13 protein-coding genes are annotated in these 15,375 nt (G+C 35.6%); 6 read left to right on the forward strand and 7 right to left on the reverse strand.

Features of this window, described 5'->3' with window-relative positions; genetic code table 11:
* Positions 1 to 30: 30 nt before the first annotated feature.
* The 4 genes from LUA91_RS08675 to LUA91_RS08690 all read right to left on the reverse strand — a co-directional run bounded on the left by LUA91_RS08675 (position 31) and on the right by LUA91_RS08690 (position 4,793).
* Positions 31 to 465, reverse strand: coding sequence for a carboxymuconolactone decarboxylase family protein (locus LUA91_RS08675; protein WP_231425659.1), 435 nt, complete (start codon positions 463 to 465; stop codon positions 31 to 33).
* A 171-nt stretch (positions 466 to 636) separates the two neighbouring features.
* Positions 637 to 1,206: a Crp/Fnr family transcriptional regulator gene (locus tag LUA91_RS08680; protein WP_231425660.1), complete on the reverse strand. Its 570-nt coding sequence runs from the start codon at positions 1,204 to 1,206 to the stop codon at positions 637 to 639.
* Positions 1,207 to 1,260: 54 nt separating this feature from the next.
* Positions 1,261 to 2,043: a GLPGLI family protein gene (locus tag LUA91_RS08685; RefSeq protein ID WP_231425661.1), complete on the reverse strand. Its 783-nt coding sequence runs from the start codon at positions 2,041 to 2,043 to the stop codon at positions 1,261 to 1,263.
* A 5-nt stretch (positions 2,044 to 2,048) separates the two neighbouring features.
* Positions 2,049 to 4,793, reverse strand: coding sequence for an outer membrane beta-barrel family protein (locus LUA91_RS08690; RefSeq protein ID WP_231425662.1), 2,745 nt, complete (start codon positions 4,791 to 4,793; stop codon positions 2,049 to 2,051).
* A 363-nt stretch (positions 4,794 to 5,156) separates the two neighbouring features.
* Between LUA91_RS08690 and LUA91_RS08695 the strand changes: the two genes are divergently transcribed.
* Entirely contained in the window at positions 5,157 to 5,798 is a 642-nt protein-coding gene (locus tag LUA91_RS08695; RefSeq protein ID WP_231425663.1) for a GIN domain-containing protein, read from the forward strand.
* A gap of 63 nt (positions 5,799 to 5,861) precedes the next feature.
* Here the strand turns inward: LUA91_RS08695 and LUA91_RS08700 are convergent, their stop codons facing one another.
* Both LUA91_RS08700 and LUA91_RS08705 read right to left on the reverse strand, forming a co-directional pair.
* Positions 5,862 to 6,578 carry a 3-ketoacyl-ACP reductase gene (locus tag LUA91_RS08700; protein ID WP_231425664.1) on the reverse strand — a complete coding sequence of 239 codons (717 nt, stop codon included), beginning with the start codon at positions 6,576 to 6,578 and terminating at the stop codon, positions 5,862 to 5,864.
* Between the two features lie 120 nt (positions 6,579 to 6,698).
* The gene (locus LUA91_RS08705) at positions 6,699 to 8,240 is read right to left on the reverse strand and encodes an aldehyde dehydrogenase family protein (RefSeq protein ID WP_231425665.1); all 1,542 of its coding nucleotides are present in this window, start codon (positions 8,238 to 8,240) and stop codon (positions 6,699 to 6,701) included.
* A gap of 123 nt (positions 8,241 to 8,363) precedes the next feature.
* Here LUA91_RS08705 and LUA91_RS08710 point away from each other — a divergent pair, with 123 nt between their 5' ends.
* A complete protein-coding gene (locus tag LUA91_RS08710; RefSeq protein WP_231425666.1) occupies positions 8,364 to 10,874 on the forward strand; it encodes a M1 family metallopeptidase in 2,511 nt (836 codons plus the stop codon).
* 77 nt (positions 10,875 to 10,951) lie between these two features.
* On the opposite strand, the gene LUA91_RS08715 is transcribed toward LUA91_RS08710, so the two are convergent.
* Positions 10,952 to 11,416 carry a nuclear transport factor 2 family protein gene (locus LUA91_RS08715; protein ID WP_231425667.1) on the reverse strand — a complete coding sequence of 155 codons (465 nt, stop codon included), beginning with the start codon at positions 11,414 to 11,416 and terminating at the stop codon, positions 10,952 to 10,954.
* A gap of 248 nt (positions 11,417 to 11,664) precedes the next feature.
* Here LUA91_RS08715 and LUA91_RS08720 point away from each other — a divergent pair, with 248 nt between their 5' ends.
* From LUA91_RS08720 to LUA91_RS08735, 4 genes are all read left to right on the forward strand, one after another.
* On the forward strand, positions 11,665 to 13,068 hold the full coding sequence (locus LUA91_RS08720) for a tetratricopeptide repeat protein (protein ID WP_231425668.1): 1,404 nt from the start codon (positions 11,665 to 11,667) through the stop codon (positions 13,066 to 13,068).
* A 60-nt stretch (positions 13,069 to 13,128) separates the two neighbouring features.
* Positions 13,129 to 13,896 carry a phosphosulfolactate synthase gene (locus tag LUA91_RS08725; protein ID WP_231425669.1) on the forward strand — a complete coding sequence of 256 codons (768 nt, stop codon included), beginning with the start codon at positions 13,129 to 13,131 and terminating at the stop codon, positions 13,894 to 13,896.
* A 78-nt stretch (positions 13,897 to 13,974) separates the two neighbouring features.
* Positions 13,975 to 14,718: a shikimate dehydrogenase gene (locus tag LUA91_RS08730; protein ID WP_231425670.1), complete on the forward strand. Its 744-nt coding sequence runs from the start codon at positions 13,975 to 13,977 to the stop codon at positions 14,716 to 14,718.
* A gap of 69 nt (positions 14,719 to 14,787) precedes the next feature.
* Entirely contained in the window at positions 14,788 to 15,375 is a 588-nt protein-coding gene (locus LUA91_RS08735; RefSeq protein WP_231425818.1) for a gliding motility lipoprotein GldD, read from the forward strand.

The following is a 15,375-nucleotide window of genomic DNA, read 5'->3' on the forward strand; positions in this document are numbered from 1 at the left end:
AAATTTTACTTAGTGCCTTTATACTTAGCTTTAGCTAACCATCCGTTTTGAGGTAATAGCAATCCTGTTCCAGGCATTAATGGTTACAATGGCCATAATGATTTGCGATAGTGTTTTTTCATCAAAAAAGCTGGCAGCCCTATTATATGTTTCATCAGAAACGTGGTTATTGATCAAAGTAACTTCTTCTGTTAAAGCCAAAACGGCTTGTTCTTCTTTAGTAAATAAGGTAGTTTCTCTCCAGGCATTCAAAAGATATAAACGTTGTTCTGTTTCGCCAATTTTACGGGCATCAGCAGCATGCATATTCAAACAAAAAGCACAACCATTTATTTGTGAAGCACGCATTTTAATCAGCTCCAAAAGGATAGGATCTACAGTGCTGGTTGATAAATATTTTTCTAAACCATACATGGCCTGGTAAGCTGCTGGTTCAACTTTTTGAATGTTAATTCTATTTTCCATTTTCTTAATTTTTTGATTACGATGTAAAGATCTGGAAGAATGAAATCAAAAAACTTAATGTAGATTAAGAAATGATTTAACCGTAAAGAACACAAAATTTTTCGCAAAGAAATGTAAAGTTTTATGTACTTCACAATCAACATTTTCCTTTGTAATTCTTTGCGCTTTAACCTACCTTTTTGCCCTTATTTTACTTAAAAACTCGGGTGTAAAACCAAGATAAGAAGCCAACATATATTGTGGAATGCGTTGCACAAATTCGGGGAATAATTTATTAAAACTGGTATACCTTTCTTCGGCGGTTAGGCTGTAAAGGTATTTAATTCTGATTTGTGAAGCCTGATGGAGTTTTTGGTAAATCGATCTAAAGTATTTTTCTAGTTTTGGAAGTTTATCAAACATTTCTTCATAGTGATGATGTTCAATAGCAATTACTTCTGTTTGCTCAGCAGCCTGAATATAGAAATCTGATTGTTTCTCAAAAATGAAGCTGGTTAAGTCAGAAATCCACCAATTTTCTATAGCAAATTGAGTGGTTTGCTCCACACCTTTTATATCGATAAAATAAAGACGAAGGCATCCTTTTACCACAAAATAATTGGCACGACAAATTTCTCCGGCTTCGAGCAAATAAGCCTTCTTTTTAAAAGAAAAAGATTTGAGTAGTGAGGCAAGAATATCCTGCTCTTCACTGCTCAAATCTATAAATTTATTAATATGGATAAATAATTCCTGATACATCACAATTGATATTGATGCACCAATTTAGGTATTAACTTCTAAAGTTAGCCCTTGTTAAAAGGAGTAAACTTTGAGTTCGGCCAAGGCTTCAGGTCCATAATTTTTAAATGCTTTAGTTACAATAGCCGTTAATCCTTTATTATCTGTTGGCTTACCCTTAACCGGAGGGGTTAAATCCTTTTCTGGAATTGTTGTTTCAGTAACTTTTGTTGCAAACCATGTCATGTTTTCATGAGGAAGTGCTAATCCTAAAATCATTCCTGGCAAACCTGTAAAAGATTCAGGTCCGCCTGAAACTGCAATTTGGTTGGAATAATATGCCACCACATAAACCGAATCCATAATGATTGCATTCGCCCGACGACATTCATAACCAGCTATTTCGCGTGTTTCATCCGTTATTTTCCAATTGATTTTACGCACACTATCTTTAACCAAATAGGTTTCTTCATAGATGCTTTTTTGCGTGATACTACTTTGAGTATCAAAATCAGTTGAAATGGTATTCTTCAAGTCTGAAAAAATATCTCTGCTCACCCAATTATTATTCATAACCTCATCAACGGGAGGCCATTTGTATAAACTTTTATCTTTATTAAAACTTAAGATACTTTTCGAAACTTTAAATTGAGGGTTGTTCTTTTTATATTGTTCGTATGCAGGGAGAATCCATGATTCGTTTTCTTTGTTAATCTTTTTCTTGATTAAAGCATACATGTTCGATCTTTTTTCAAACTCAATTACGCCATTTTGTACAAAGTGAACATTTTGCGCTTGTATAGTTTTGCTGATGAAAATAACAGCAAATAGGATGATATATTTAAATGTAGTTTTCATGATTATTATTTTGAAGTTTTAATTCCGCCGCCCATTTTATTAAAATCCCATATTATCGAGAACATGAAATAACGCATGATAGTGGTGTAGCTACTTTGGGTGATATTTCCATTATAAGCCGTTCTATCGAAGCCAACATTTTGGTTTAAAATGTCGTTTACCGTCATCATGAGTTTTAAGTTATCTGATTTGAAAAACTTTTTAGTTAACGAAGCATTCCAAAGTAAACGGGAGAAGGTTTCGTTAAAGGTTTGTGTTTTACCTCTGAATTCGTATTGAGCATCGGTTGTAATTTCAAACTTAGCAGGTAATTGAACATTTCCAGAAGCATAACCAGTCCAGCCCCAACCGTCGCTGTTACCAAAATTACCTACGCTGGCTCTTGAGATATTGTAAGTTGGACCAAAACGTGAATAAAAGTTAAACTTCTTATCTACATATTTATTCACGTTTATATCTAGCCCATAACTATAATTTTTTGTGTTATTAAGCGCTGTTGTAGCCACTCCATTGTTTATAGTAGTAATGTAGTTGTACGAAGAGTTGCCATTCGCATTTAAACCGATACCAGCATTCATATCAATCACATTTATTTTTCTACTGGTTTGGGCATAAGCGTAAAAATTGGTCGACATTTTATCGTTAATATTTACTGCTCTGTAGCTACTTCTACCTGTAGAAGCATCAGTTGTCACATCACTCACAATTGGATTTGCAGTAAAAGTGTAAGATCCACTTAGCCAAACAGATTGGTTGGTTAATACTTTATACGAATTATAACTTGCATTAATATTACTTCTGAAAGATGGTCGCAAATCTGGATTACCCAAAGAAATATTCAATGGATCGGTGTTTACCCGAATCGGCTGAATTTGATCCAATGATGGTTGGTTTGTATTTCCACTGTAGCTCAACCGGAAAGATTTTTGTTGAGAGAACCTATACTGATATGATGCTTGCGGCATATAATTCACAAAATTACGATCATAAGTTTTGTTGTTGTATAAATCAGTTTGTTTAAAATTTACACCGCTAAATTTCGATCCGAAATTGATTACTGTTTTGCCTTTTTTGTAGTTGAAGATTGCTCCACCAGCATTGATAATTTGATCTAATTCGTAATCGTTACTAAATTCAGTATCTAAAATATCGTAATTCCCACTAGCCGATTGATTGAAAGATTTACGATCAGATTTTCCGTTCATCAAACTTAAGCCATAGTTAACAATAACAGTCATGGTTTTTGATAATGGCTCTGTGTAAGCCAAATTCGATTTGAAAGCACTGTTGGTAATGTCGTTAACTTTGTATTGATTAATTAAACTATCTCTTCTCCCTGTGGTTTCGAAAAAGCTATTTGCAGAATTTAAGTACCCATCGCTATTACTTTTTGTAATGGCCTGATTTAAGTTTAATGAAAGTGTACGGCCTTTTTTTTTGAATTTTTTGGTAAACAAAGCATTCATGTTAAACATTTGCTCATCCACTTTATTTTTTAAGGATCTTTTCGTGGTGTTTAGCAAATCATTGTTTCCATCAGTACTTGAAGTATTAAAATCGTTAAAAGTATTGCTCTGTTTTAAGGTTCCGTCTACATTCACTTTTAAGGTCAGTGTCGAATCGAGTTTTACTTCGTAAGTTGCATCCAACTTCTGCCTAAACATATCATTATCTGTATATTGATTTGATACGTTATTAATTACACCAGAACTTAAGTTGTTTTGGCTGATGGTATTTCTATCGCCTTTAACCCTAATTGATCCTATTTTGTAATTGGTGTTTAGCGACTCTTTGTCTTTGTTCCATTTGCTATCGAAATGTAAACCACCAGTGCGGGCAACAGGAATTCCCTGACCATTGTATTGTCCATCATAACTGTCAAAATCATCCGAGCCACTGCTGCTGAAATACATTCCGCCATCATCACTCATCGTCATTCCGCCCGAACCACCATATTTATCTCGATCATCCCAGCCTAAACCAACTGTTCCATTATTTCCTAAAATACCATACGCAGAGAATTTTTTCTTACCCCAAAACTTGTTGAACATAAACTGACCATTGTAAAAATCATCTGTTCCATAACCGCCCTGCACTTTTCCGAAATAACCATTTTTCTTATCTTCTTTTAGCTTAACGTTTAAGGTTTTGGTTTTTTCGCCATCATCTATGCCTGTAAAACTCGCTTGGTCGCTGGCTTTATCATATAATTGAACAGATTCAACCATATCTGCCCGAAGATTTTTAGTTACCAAAGTGGGGTCATCACCGAAAAATTCTTCTCCATCAACCAATACTTTTTGTACAGCTTTACCTTGAGCAGTTATTTTGCCATCCTTATCCACTTGGATACCTGGAAACTGCTTAATTAAATCTTCAACTTTCGAATTGGGTTCAATATTAAAAGCCTTTGGATCAAATTCGGTGGTATCTCCTTTAATTTTGATGGCGTTTCTGTTTCCTTTGATAATTACATCGGCCAGAATTTTTGCCATACCTGTTAAATTTATTTTACCATAATCTTTGTTCTGGATGGTAGAATCAAGCGTGAAATGATCAACGAAATCGGCATATTTTGGATAGGAAACCAATAGAATAAACTTTCCGTTTTTAATTCCATTGAGTTCAAATGTTCCGTTTTCTGCCGATCGGGTGAATTTTACGAGTGTAGAATCTTTCGAATTTAAGATGGCAATTGTCGATCCTGCTAAAAGAGTTGTAGATGCGGTATCGATAGTTCTTCCTTTCATGGAATGTAAAACTTGTGCCTTTGTGCTAAAATTTAAGAGCACAATGCTGCACAGCAATAGGAGAAGGCGTTTCATAGATCTGATTAGTTTTGTTTGCCGAATATAAAACTAATATGTTAGTTAAGTTATACGCTTTAACCTTTTTTAACAAATATCTCCAAATCATTACATTACATATTGGCTGCCATCAACCAATCATTTTTGGTCTACACAATTAAGGCGTTCGTCTATAAATACAACACCCTGGTATAAAGCTTCGGTTTTGCCTGAAACGTTTTAAGCTTGCCCACGTCTTATTTACAGAAAACGCCTAATTAATAGGGTTTTAAAAAAAAGATTTGTCAAACATAAAATATTAAGATCATGAAAAATTCTATCAAAAATTTATTCGCAGCAGCATTGGTAATGGTTACTTTAAGCGGCGCAACCTTGACAGCACAAGCTGCAGAAAACAACTCGAGCTATACTGCTTTAACTCACGTTAAAAACATCAGCAAAATTGTAGTGAGTGGTAATGTTAAATTAATTCTTGTTCAGGATGCCAAAGAAAGTGTTGAAGTTTACGATGCTTATTATACTAAAAATGCGTTGGTGCAGCAACAAGGAGCTGAATTAAGAATAAGTTCTTTTGATAAGAATATGTTAACCGTAGTAGCGCATGTAAATAATGTTTCATCCATCGAGGCATCGAATAACTCAACAGTTACAATGTCAGGAAAATTCAATTTACTAAATTTGGATGTGGTTTTGAATGATCATGCAACAGCAAATATCAAATCAAACACTGTTAATTTATCAACCACAGTAAATGATGGTGCGAGCTTAACTTTAGATGGCTCTACCGAAAACCACATGGTAGTAATGGGTGCAACATCGAAAATTAAAATGAACGATTTTATAGCACAGGAAAGTAACATAAAAGTAGCTGTTCAACCGGTTTTGGCCAGCAATAATAATTCTCGCTACGATGAAATTAAGACCGACTTATTAGAAAAGTTGTTCTAATAATCCATCATAAATTTTAAGTTAAAGTTACTAACCATTATGGATTAGTAACTTTTTTTGTTTTTATGGGTTTGTAGACCAAACAGCAGCATCTTTAATAAACACTCTTCTATTTAACTTTAATTGAGATACAATTAATTCGGCCAAATCTTCTGGTTGCATTACCTTATCGGGATTGCCATCTGTCAATTTTAAGTCGATAGCCATATCAGTGGCGGTTGTGCTTGGCGATAAAGCCGTTACGCGAATATTGTGCTTGCGCATTTCTTGCATCAATGAAACTGATAAAGCATTAATGGCTGCTTTTGATGCTGAATATGCACTGGTTACAGCTGCCGGACTAAAAGCAGATGAACTTGAAATGTTAATAATATCACCAGTTTGTTTTTCGATCATTTCAGGCACCACCGCCCTGGTTACATAATATGTGCCTAATAGGTTAGTTTGTATTACATTTTGCCAGTCTGTTGGTTCCATTTCTAAAAATTTAGCAAATTTGCCGATACCAGCGTTGTTAATCAAAATGTCGATAAAGCCCAACTCAGATTGAACCGCTTTTACGGCTTCATTAACCGAATTCATATCGCTTACATCCATTATAGTCACTGCAATTTTAACATTGTATTGTTTCAAATCTGCAGCCAATTCATCTAAACTGCTTTTGGTTCTGGCCACTATTGCTACGTTTACACCTTCTATAGCTAAGGCAATAGCAATCGCTTTTCCGATGCCTTTACCGGCGCCAGTAATCAAAGCATTTTTTCCTGATATGTTTTCCATTTTAATATTATTTTTTACTGTCACTTCATTGCGAGGCACGAAGCAATCTTAATGCATTGGGATTAAAAGTATAGCGATCGTTTTAAGATTGCTTCTTGCCTCGCAATGACGAATTTTTTACTACAAATCAAACTTAATTCCCTGCGCCAATGGCAATGTATTAGAATAGTTTATGGTATTGGTTTGTCTTCTCATGTAAGCACGCCACGCATCCGAGCCACTTTCTCTGCCACCGCCAGTTTCTTTTTCGCCACCAAAAGCACCACCAATTTCTGCTCCAGATGTACCTATATTCACATTTGCAATGCCGCAATCAGATCCTTTTGCTGATAAAAACTGTTCAGCTTCTCTCAAATTTAAAGTCATAATAGCTGATGATAAACCTTGCGGAACACCATTTTGTAATGCGATTGCTTCATCAAGAGTTTTATATTTAATCAAATATAAAATTGGTGCAAAGGTTTCGTGCTGTACAATCTTGAAATCATTTTTAACTTCAGCAATAGAAGGTTTAACATAACAGCCACTGCTGTAATGATCGCCAGTTAAAACACCACCTTCAACCACAAATTTTCCACCTTCGGCTTTGCATTTCTGTATCGAATCAAGATAAGCAGCAACAGCATCGGTATCAATCAATGGACCAACATGATTATTTTGATCTAACGGATCGCCAATGCGTAGCTGATCGTAAGCTTTTACCAGTTTTTCTTTAAAAGTATCATACACACTCTCGTGAATAATTAATCTTCTTGTTGATGTGCAACGTTGCCCGGCGGTACCAACAGCACCAAAAACAGCACCAATTAAACTCATATCCAAATCAGCATGTTCAGAGATTATGATGGCGTTATTTCCACCCAATTCTAACAAGCTTTTTCCTAAACGGGCACCAACAGCGGCACCTACCTGTTTACCCATTCGTGTAGACCCAGTTGCCGAGATCAATGGAACCCGACCGTCATTTGTCATTAATTCGCCAACAATTTTATCTCCTATAATTAAATTGCAAACACCTTCCGCTACATCATTAGCCTTAAAAACTTTGGCAATAATATGCTGACAAGCAATTGCTGTTAATGGTGTTTTTTCTGATGGTTTCCAAATACAAACGTTTCCGCAAACTAAAGCAAGTGCCGAATTCCAGGCCCAAACTGCAACAGGAAAATTAAAAGCAGAAATTATTCCTACAATTCCTAGCGGGTGCCATTGTTCGTACATGCGATGGCTCGGGCGTTCGCTGTGCATGGTTAATCCGTAAAGCTGGCGTGATAAGCCCACTGCGAAATCGCAGATATCGATCATTTCCTGCACTTCACCAAAACCTTCCTGCAAACTTTTCCCCATTTCATAAGAAACCAAAGTACCCAGAGCATCTTTATTTTCTCTTAATGCATCGCCAAACTGACGAACAATTTCTCCTCTTTTGGGTGCCGGAACGGTTTTCCAATCTGCAAAGGCCAGTTGGGCTTTGGCGATAATTGCTTCATAATCTGCAGTAGTTGCAACTTTGCTTTTTGCAATAAGTTTACCATCAACAGGGGAAAAACTTTCTAGAATTTCTGCATTCGATTCGCCTCCCCAATTGCTTCCGGTGCTAAATGCAGCATTGCTTTCTGTAACACCAAGGTTGTTTAAAATGGATTGAATATCTGTATTCATATATCTAACGATTTACACAAAAAAACAAAAAATTACCATAAAGCAAGTTACATTTGACACTATACTTTGTCACAATTCTTAATATATTGCTTTAAACGCAATAGCCTTATTAAATTTTAAAATATGAATAAAAAATTTTTTGCTTGCAGCGCCATGCTCGTCTCCGTTTTTATGGCAAGCACCCTTTTAGCGCAAGAAAAATCAGCAGACAAATCGGCAAATTTATCTGTGTATCGTGTAACACCAACAAAAATTAATGATCTGGTACATACCAAACTTGATGTTTCTTTTGATTACGCAAAACGATATTTATATGGTAAAGCATGGATAACATTGAAGCCTCATTTTTACGCAACAGATTCTCTGACGCTGGATGCACAAGGTATGGATATTAAAAATGTTGCTTTAGTTGGATCAAAAGGAAATACGCCTTTAAAGTATGCTTACAGTGATAACAAACTGAAAATAACCTTGAATAAAAAGTACATCAACGGAGAAAAATATACTATTTACATCGCCTACACAGCCAAGCCTGATGAATTAAAAGTGCAGGGAAGTGCTGCAATCACTGATGCAAAAGGGTTATATTTCATCAATCCAGATGGCGCTGATAAAAATAAACCCATCCAAATTTGGACGCAAGGTGAAACCGAATCCTCATCGGCGTGGTTCCCAACTATTGATAAGCCTGATCAAAAAACCACTCAAGAAATTTCAATGACGGTTCAGTCGAAATACACCACTTTATCCAACGGTAAATTGATGAGTCAGAAACCGAATGCAAATGGTACCCGAACCGATACCTGGAAAATGGATTTACCGCATTCGCCATATTTATTTATGATGGCCATTGGCGATTTCAAAATCACAAAAGATACCTACAAAGGCAAAGAAGTAAACTATTATCTGGAGCCAAAATATGCGCCTTTTGCTAAACAGATTTTTGGTAAAACGCCAATAATGATGAAATTCTACAGCGACATTTTAGGTGTAGATTATCCATGGAATAAATATGCACAAGTTGTAGCTAGAGATTATGTTTCGGGCGCAATGGAAAATACAACAGCAACACTTCACGGAGAACATATTCAAAAAACCGACCGTGAGTTATTGGATGGAAACGAAGAAGGAACTATTGCTCACGAACTTTTTCACCAATGGTTTGGTGATTATGTTACAGCAGAATCATGGTCTAATCTCACCATGAACGAATCTTTCGCCACATTTGGAGAAATCATTTGGCATGGCTATGATGAAGGAAAAGATGCGGAGGATAAATCTCGTTACGAAAAACTTCAGTCTTATATCAGTTCTACCAAAAACGGCGAAAGCCCGATTTTAGCCCGTTTTTATTACAAGGATAAAGAAGACATGTTTGATAATATCAGCTACGCGAAAGGTTCGGTTATTTTATATGCAATGAAAAATCAAATGGGCGATGCTGCTTTTTATAAAGGTTTAAACAAATATTTAACAACAAATGCCTTTAAAAATGGTGAAACCCATCAGTTACGTTTAGCCATGGAAGACATTACTGGTAAAGATTGGAGTCCTTATTTTAATCAATGGTATTACGCTGGCGGGCATCCAATTTTAGCCGTCGATTATAGCTATAGCAATGGAAAAGCTACAATTAATGTAAAGCAAACGCAAGATACAGCTGTGCAAACTTTCACTTTGCCTGTTAAAGTTGTGATCTATGCCGGCGGACAAAAAATTACCAAAGAAATTTTAATTAATAGCCGTGAGCAAAGTTTTTCTTTCGATGTAAGTGCCAAACCAGAGTTGATCGATTTTGATGCAGATAAAATTATTGTGGGCGAAATCAACGACAATAAGATTGCAGAAAATTATTACTTTCAGTATAAAAATGCACCAACTTACGCCAACAGAATTGAGGCTTTACAGTTTATTATGCAGAGTAAAGCTAAAAGCGGCCAGCAGATTTTGTTAGGTGCTTTGAAAGATAAATCTGGAGATTTGCGAGCCTTAAGTATTGAAGGTTTAAACTTAGACGATGCTGAAATTAAAGCAGCTGCTTTGCCAATTCTGTTGCAAATGGCAAAAACGGATAAAAATACAGAAGCAAGAGCGGCCGCGATTTCAAAATTAGCAGAAACAGGAGATCAAACCTATAAAGCGCTATTGGTCGATGGAGTTAAGGATAGATCGTACAAGGTAATTGCTGCTTCGGTTGCAGGATTATCAAAATTGGCTCCTCAAGAAGGAGGCGTTGCTCTTTCTACCTTGGATCAAGATACAAAAGACCACATTGCTTCATCAATTGCATCATTATATGTAAGTGATCCAAAAGATGAAAACCAGGCTTTTTACGATAACATTCTGGCCACGGGTGACAGAAATAAAATCTTTGGCGTAATTGGTCAATACTTCCAATACTTAAGGGCAAATACCAATCCTGTTGTTACTGAAAAAGGTGTAAAAAATATTAGCGATGCTATTAAGCGTTTAAAACTGCAAAGTTATTTGAACAAACAACTTTCAAGTGCTTATGCAGCAACTGCTCAAGGTAAATCGCAACAAGCTTCAACAGCAAGTGGCGATGCAAAAACGAATTTAAATAAACAGGCTGATATATTTAAAAAAGCAGCTGCGGATTTAGCTAAGGAGTAAGCATATTTAAAAAGAATAGGCTCTGCAGATGTAAATCTGTGGAGCTTTTTTATAAATAAATCTATTTAAACCAATAACTATTGAGCTAATGAATTACAATTTTCTTTCCTCCTTGTATCAATTAAGTATGCAATTTTCCAGCCTTTATCACCTTTAATCAATTGGAAAGAATTTACGCCACAATGTAAAAATTTTTCATCAACATAAAATTTATAATCAGTCCAAACCGAAGCCAAAGGACCATCAATTAAAATTTTTGTAAATACGATTCGCTCATCATATTTTTCTTTGTTTGGTGTACCGATAAATTTTAAGAAACCATCTAATTTTTCTGTACGCACAGAAGCGACACCATTTTTATTCACAATAGTCTGCATGATGCAATCTTGTGCAAAAGCAGATTTTGCCAGCGTGCTATCACTATTTTTCATTCCTGTGAATAAATTATTCACTGCTTTTTTAATAGCATCTTCCTCATTTTGAGCAAATGCATTTGTACTTAATATACATACAAATAGGGCAAAAATGGCATATCTTTTCATGACTTCTCGATTACGTTACTACACTAAATTTATATTATTTTTGTAATAGAAGGGAAAAGGAACCGCGATGTTGATAAAACAATTGATTATTCAGACATCTTAATCACATTCAATTAGCTTTATTTTCAGCTATTTACGATTGTTTTAACATTTTATGTTAATAATTATTTATAAAATGAATAATTAAAATCAGTAAAATTATAATGTGTTTTTCTGCTTATGGCACGGTTCTTTAATAGTTATTAGATATGGAAGAAGAATTCTTTTTTGAATCCAACGAAGACGCACAACGCTCTGTGGAACGTTACGAAGAAATGCTCCGTAATCAGGATCAGTATTTTTTCGATGCCGGCGCTTTCGAATACATTGTAGATTTTTACATCGAAAAAAATGATCCGGTAAAAGCATTGCAAGTGGTTGATTTTGCGATCAGTCAGCATCCGTATGCAACTGTATTTTTGATCAAACAAGCGCATCTTTTTATTTTAACCAATAATAATGAACAGGCTTTTATCTCTTTACAAAAGGCCGAATTATTGGAACCATCAGAACCAGACATTTATTTGCTTCGTGGTAATATTTTTCAAAATACCGAACGGTTTAGCGAAGCTTTAGAAAATTATGAAAAAGCTTTATTGCTTGCCGAAAGTACGGATGAGATTTTGCTGCAAATTGCATACGTACACCAAAGTATGGGCGATTATGAAAGTGCAATTACTTATATCAAGTTAAGTTTAGAGCAAAATATGGAAAACCAAGACGGCTTATACGAATTGGCTTTCTGTTATGATGTGCTTGACAAACAAGAGGAAAGTATTAAATTTTATCAGCAATATATTGATACTGATCCTTATTCTTATGCGGCCTGGTATAACCTGGGAAACAGTTTCCATAAGCTTAATCTTTTTGAGAAAGCAATTGATGCTTACGATTATGCCATACTGATCAAGGAAGATTTTAGCTCAGCATATTTCAATAAAGGGAATGCCCTGGTTCAATTGGACAAATACGATGAAGCAATAGAAGTTTACAAGCAAACTTTTGAGTATGAGCAGCCAAACGCAGATACTTATTGTGCAATGGGCGAGTGTTATGAAAAGCTTGAAAAGATGGATGAAGCCAGATCCTACTACAAGAAGTCGGTAAAAATGGATCCGAAAATGGCTGATGCCTGGTTTGGAATTGGTGTAACGTTAAATCATGAAGAACGTTATTTTGAATCGCTGCACTTTTACAAAAAAGCCATCGATTTAGAAGCTGAAAACGCTGATTTTTGGTTCGCCATGGCAGATGCTTATTACAAACTTGGCCAAATTGAAGAATCTGTTACTGCTTACGAGAAAGTTTTAGAATATAATCCGCTTGATGTTGAGGCATGGTTAGATTTTAGTACAGTACTTTATGAGCAGGGGAAATTGTTGGAGGCATCGGAAACGATAGCAGAGGCAATTAAAAATAACCCTGATGCTGCCGAATTGTATTACCGCATGGTTGCCTACCTTTTTGCAATGGGAAATTATGCCGATGCGCTTGGTTATTTGGAAACTGCTTTAACAACCGACCCGGATAAGCATTATATTTTGTTTGAATATTTGCCGCAACTGCAGGATAACAGTGCCATTATCAACGTGATAAACCGATATATTAGGTAACAGCCTTGTGAGAAAAATTTAACAAATAAATCTCAAAATTTTTTTCACTTTTGTACGCATATGAATTACCCATTATTAAACGTTCCCGAACGTCCATCTAAACCACGCCAAAGCGGCTACACTATGGTTATGGATAAGGGATTAAGCCTTCGCCAGGTAGAAGATTTTATTGAAGTTGCCGGCGTTTATACAGACATCGTAAAATTAGGTTGGGCTACATCACATGTTACCCCAAATCTTAAAGAAAAATTAGCTTTATATAAGAGTGCAGGCATTCCAACTTATTTCGGTGGAACGCTTTTCGAAGCATTTATTATTCGTAACCAGTTTGAAGATTATCAACGTATTCTAGATCAATATGGAATGGAATATGCGGAAGTTTCTGATGGATCAATCGAAATTGAACATGATTTGAAATGCAATTACATTAGCGAATTATCTAAACAGGTAACTGTAATTTCTGAAGTTGGAAGTAAGGATGCGGCGAAAATTTTTGCGCCGTACAAATGGATCAAATTAATGCAGGCAGAAATTCAGGCTGGCTCCTGGAAAGTAATTGCAGAAGCTCGTGAGGGTGGAAATGTTGGTATTTACCGTGGAAGCGGAGAGGTACGTGAAGGTTTAGTTGATGAAATACTAACTCAAATTCCTGAGGAAACCATCATTTGGGAAGCGCCTCAAAAAGAACAACAAGTTTGGTTTATTAAATTAATTGGAAGTAATGTAAACTTGGGCAACATCGCACCGGCAGAAGTTATTCCATTAGAAACCATTCGTTTAGGTTTACGTGGAGATACTTTTGACTATTTCCTAAATCAAACTAAATAAATACATCATCATTGGCAAGAAATGAAGTGATCTATATCATAAGATTGCTTCATACTTTAAATGATGTATCATTTGCTTATGAAAACATACGGCCTAATCGGATTCCCGTTATCTCATTCTTTCTCTAAAAAATATTTTACTGAAAAATTTCTAAACGAAGGGATTGCTGATCACCAATATGAACTTTTTCCGATAGAAGATATTAAGTTTTTAGCTGATCTTCTGAACGAAAATCAATCGCTTTGCGGTTTAAATGTAACCATACCTCATAAAGTAAATGTTCTGCCCTTTTTAAATGAGATCGAAGAGGCGGCTGAAAAAATAGGTGCAGTAAATTGTATTTGTATAAAAGGGTTTGAAGGCGAAACTTATTTAAAAGGTTTCAATACCGATGCTTATGGCTTCGAAAAATCGTTAACACCTTTGCTTGGTACCCAACATGATAAGGCTTTAGTTTTCGGTGATGGAGGGGCGGCAAAAGCTGTTAAATATGTGTTGGAAAAGCTTGGTATCAAATACCAAATTGTAGTTCGCAAGCCTGTTCAGGGTGCAATTTTATATTCAGAAATTACTTCGGATATTTTAAACAGCCATAAATTGCTCATTAATACCACTCCATTAGGCATGTCGCCAAATGTAGATACTTGTCCTGACATTGATTATAAACAGTTGGGGAGCGAACATTTAGCTTACGATTTAGTTTATAATCCATTAGAAACTGCATTTTTAGCAAAAGCTGCGGCACAGGGCGCTCAAATTAAGAATGGCCTGGAAATGTTATACAAGCAAGCTGAAAAAGCTTGGGCAATTTGGAATAAATAACGGTTATTTATCGTCATTACAAAAAGGAATCCCGATTTTGGAGGATCAAATTTCTATGCCAATCATATGATGAAAATTAAACAGTTAATATTTCTTCCTTTTATATTGCTTTTATGCTTTGCCGCTTGTCAGAATAACGATTATAGCCCAAAACCTAAAGGTTATTATAGAATTGAATTCCCAAAGAAAGCATACACTGAATTTTCGAAGCCTGTTCCTTATCAATTTGAGTACCCAACCTATGCAACTGTAGAGCAAGATCAAAGCAGGGATGCCAAAGCAAATTGGTATAACCTCCATTTTAAGCAATTCAATGGCTATTTGCACCTCACTTATTATGATGTTTCTGGTAAAGGCGAATATGATGAAATGGTAGAAGATGCAAGAAAACTGGCTTTTAAACACACGATAAAGGCAAGTGCAATTGATCAACGCATCATCAATTACCCAAAACAAAAAGTTTATGGCATTTATTATGCCATTGAAGGGAATACAGCTTCTTCAGTTCAGTTCTTTTTAACTGATAGTGCCAAACATTATTTTAGAGGCGCTTTGTATTTTAACGAGCGACCGCAATATGATTCTATTGCTCCGGTAGTAAAATTTATAAAGACCGATATTGATACATTGATCTCGACTTTTAGATGGAAAAATTAA

Source organism: Pedobacter sp. Leaf250, from assembly GCF_920984735.1.
Lineage (GTDB): Bacteria > Bacteroidota > Bacteroidia > Sphingobacteriales > Sphingobacteriaceae > Pedobacter.

Excerpts from the sequence above, each read along its gene's own strand:
- LUA91_RS08730 (WP_231425670.1), top strand. The coding sequence starts at position 13,975 with ATGAAAACATACGGCCTAATCGGATTCCCGTTATCTCATTCTTTCTCT.
- LUA91_RS08735 (WP_231425818.1), top strand. The coding sequence starts at position 14,788 with ATGAAAATTAAACAGTTAATATTTCTTCCTTTTATATTGCTTTTATGC.
- LUA91_RS08710 (WP_231425666.1), top strand. The coding sequence starts at position 8,364 with ATGAATAAAAAATTTTTTGCTTGCAGCGCCATGCTCGTCTCCGTTTTT.
- LUA91_RS08700 (WP_231425664.1), bottom strand. The coding sequence starts at position 6,578 with ATGGAAAACATATCAGGAAAAAATGCTTTGATTACTGGCGCCGGTAAA.
- LUA91_RS08675 (WP_231425659.1), bottom strand. The coding sequence starts at position 465 with ATGGAAAATAGAATTAACATTCAAAAAGTTGAACCAGCAGCTTACCAG.
- LUA91_RS08715 (WP_231425667.1), bottom strand. The coding sequence starts at position 11,416 with ATGAAAAGATATGCCATTTTTGCCCTATTTGTATGTATATTAAGTACA.
- LUA91_RS08680 (WP_231425660.1), bottom strand. The coding sequence starts at position 1,206 with ATGTATCAGGAATTATTTATCCATATTAATAAATTTATAGATTTGAGC.
- LUA91_RS08690 (WP_231425662.1), bottom strand. The coding sequence starts at position 4,793 with ATGAAAGGAAGAACTATCGATACCGCATCTACAACTCTTTTAGCAGGA.
- LUA91_RS08705 (WP_231425665.1), bottom strand. The coding sequence starts at position 8,240 with ATGAATACAGATATTCAATCCATTTTAAACAACCTTGGTGTTACAGAA.
- LUA91_RS08720 (WP_231425668.1), top strand. The coding sequence starts at position 11,665 with ATGGAAGAAGAATTCTTTTTTGAATCCAACGAAGACGCACAACGCTCT.
- LUA91_RS08685 (WP_231425661.1), bottom strand. The coding sequence starts at position 2,043 with ATGAAAACTACATTTAAATATATCATCCTATTTGCTGTTATTTTCATC.
- LUA91_RS08725 (WP_231425669.1), top strand. The coding sequence starts at position 13,129 with ATGAATTACCCATTATTAAACGTTCCCGAACGTCCATCTAAACCACGC.
- LUA91_RS08695 (WP_231425663.1), top strand. The coding sequence starts at position 5,157 with ATGAAAAATTCTATCAAAAATTTATTCGCAGCAGCATTGGTAATGGTT.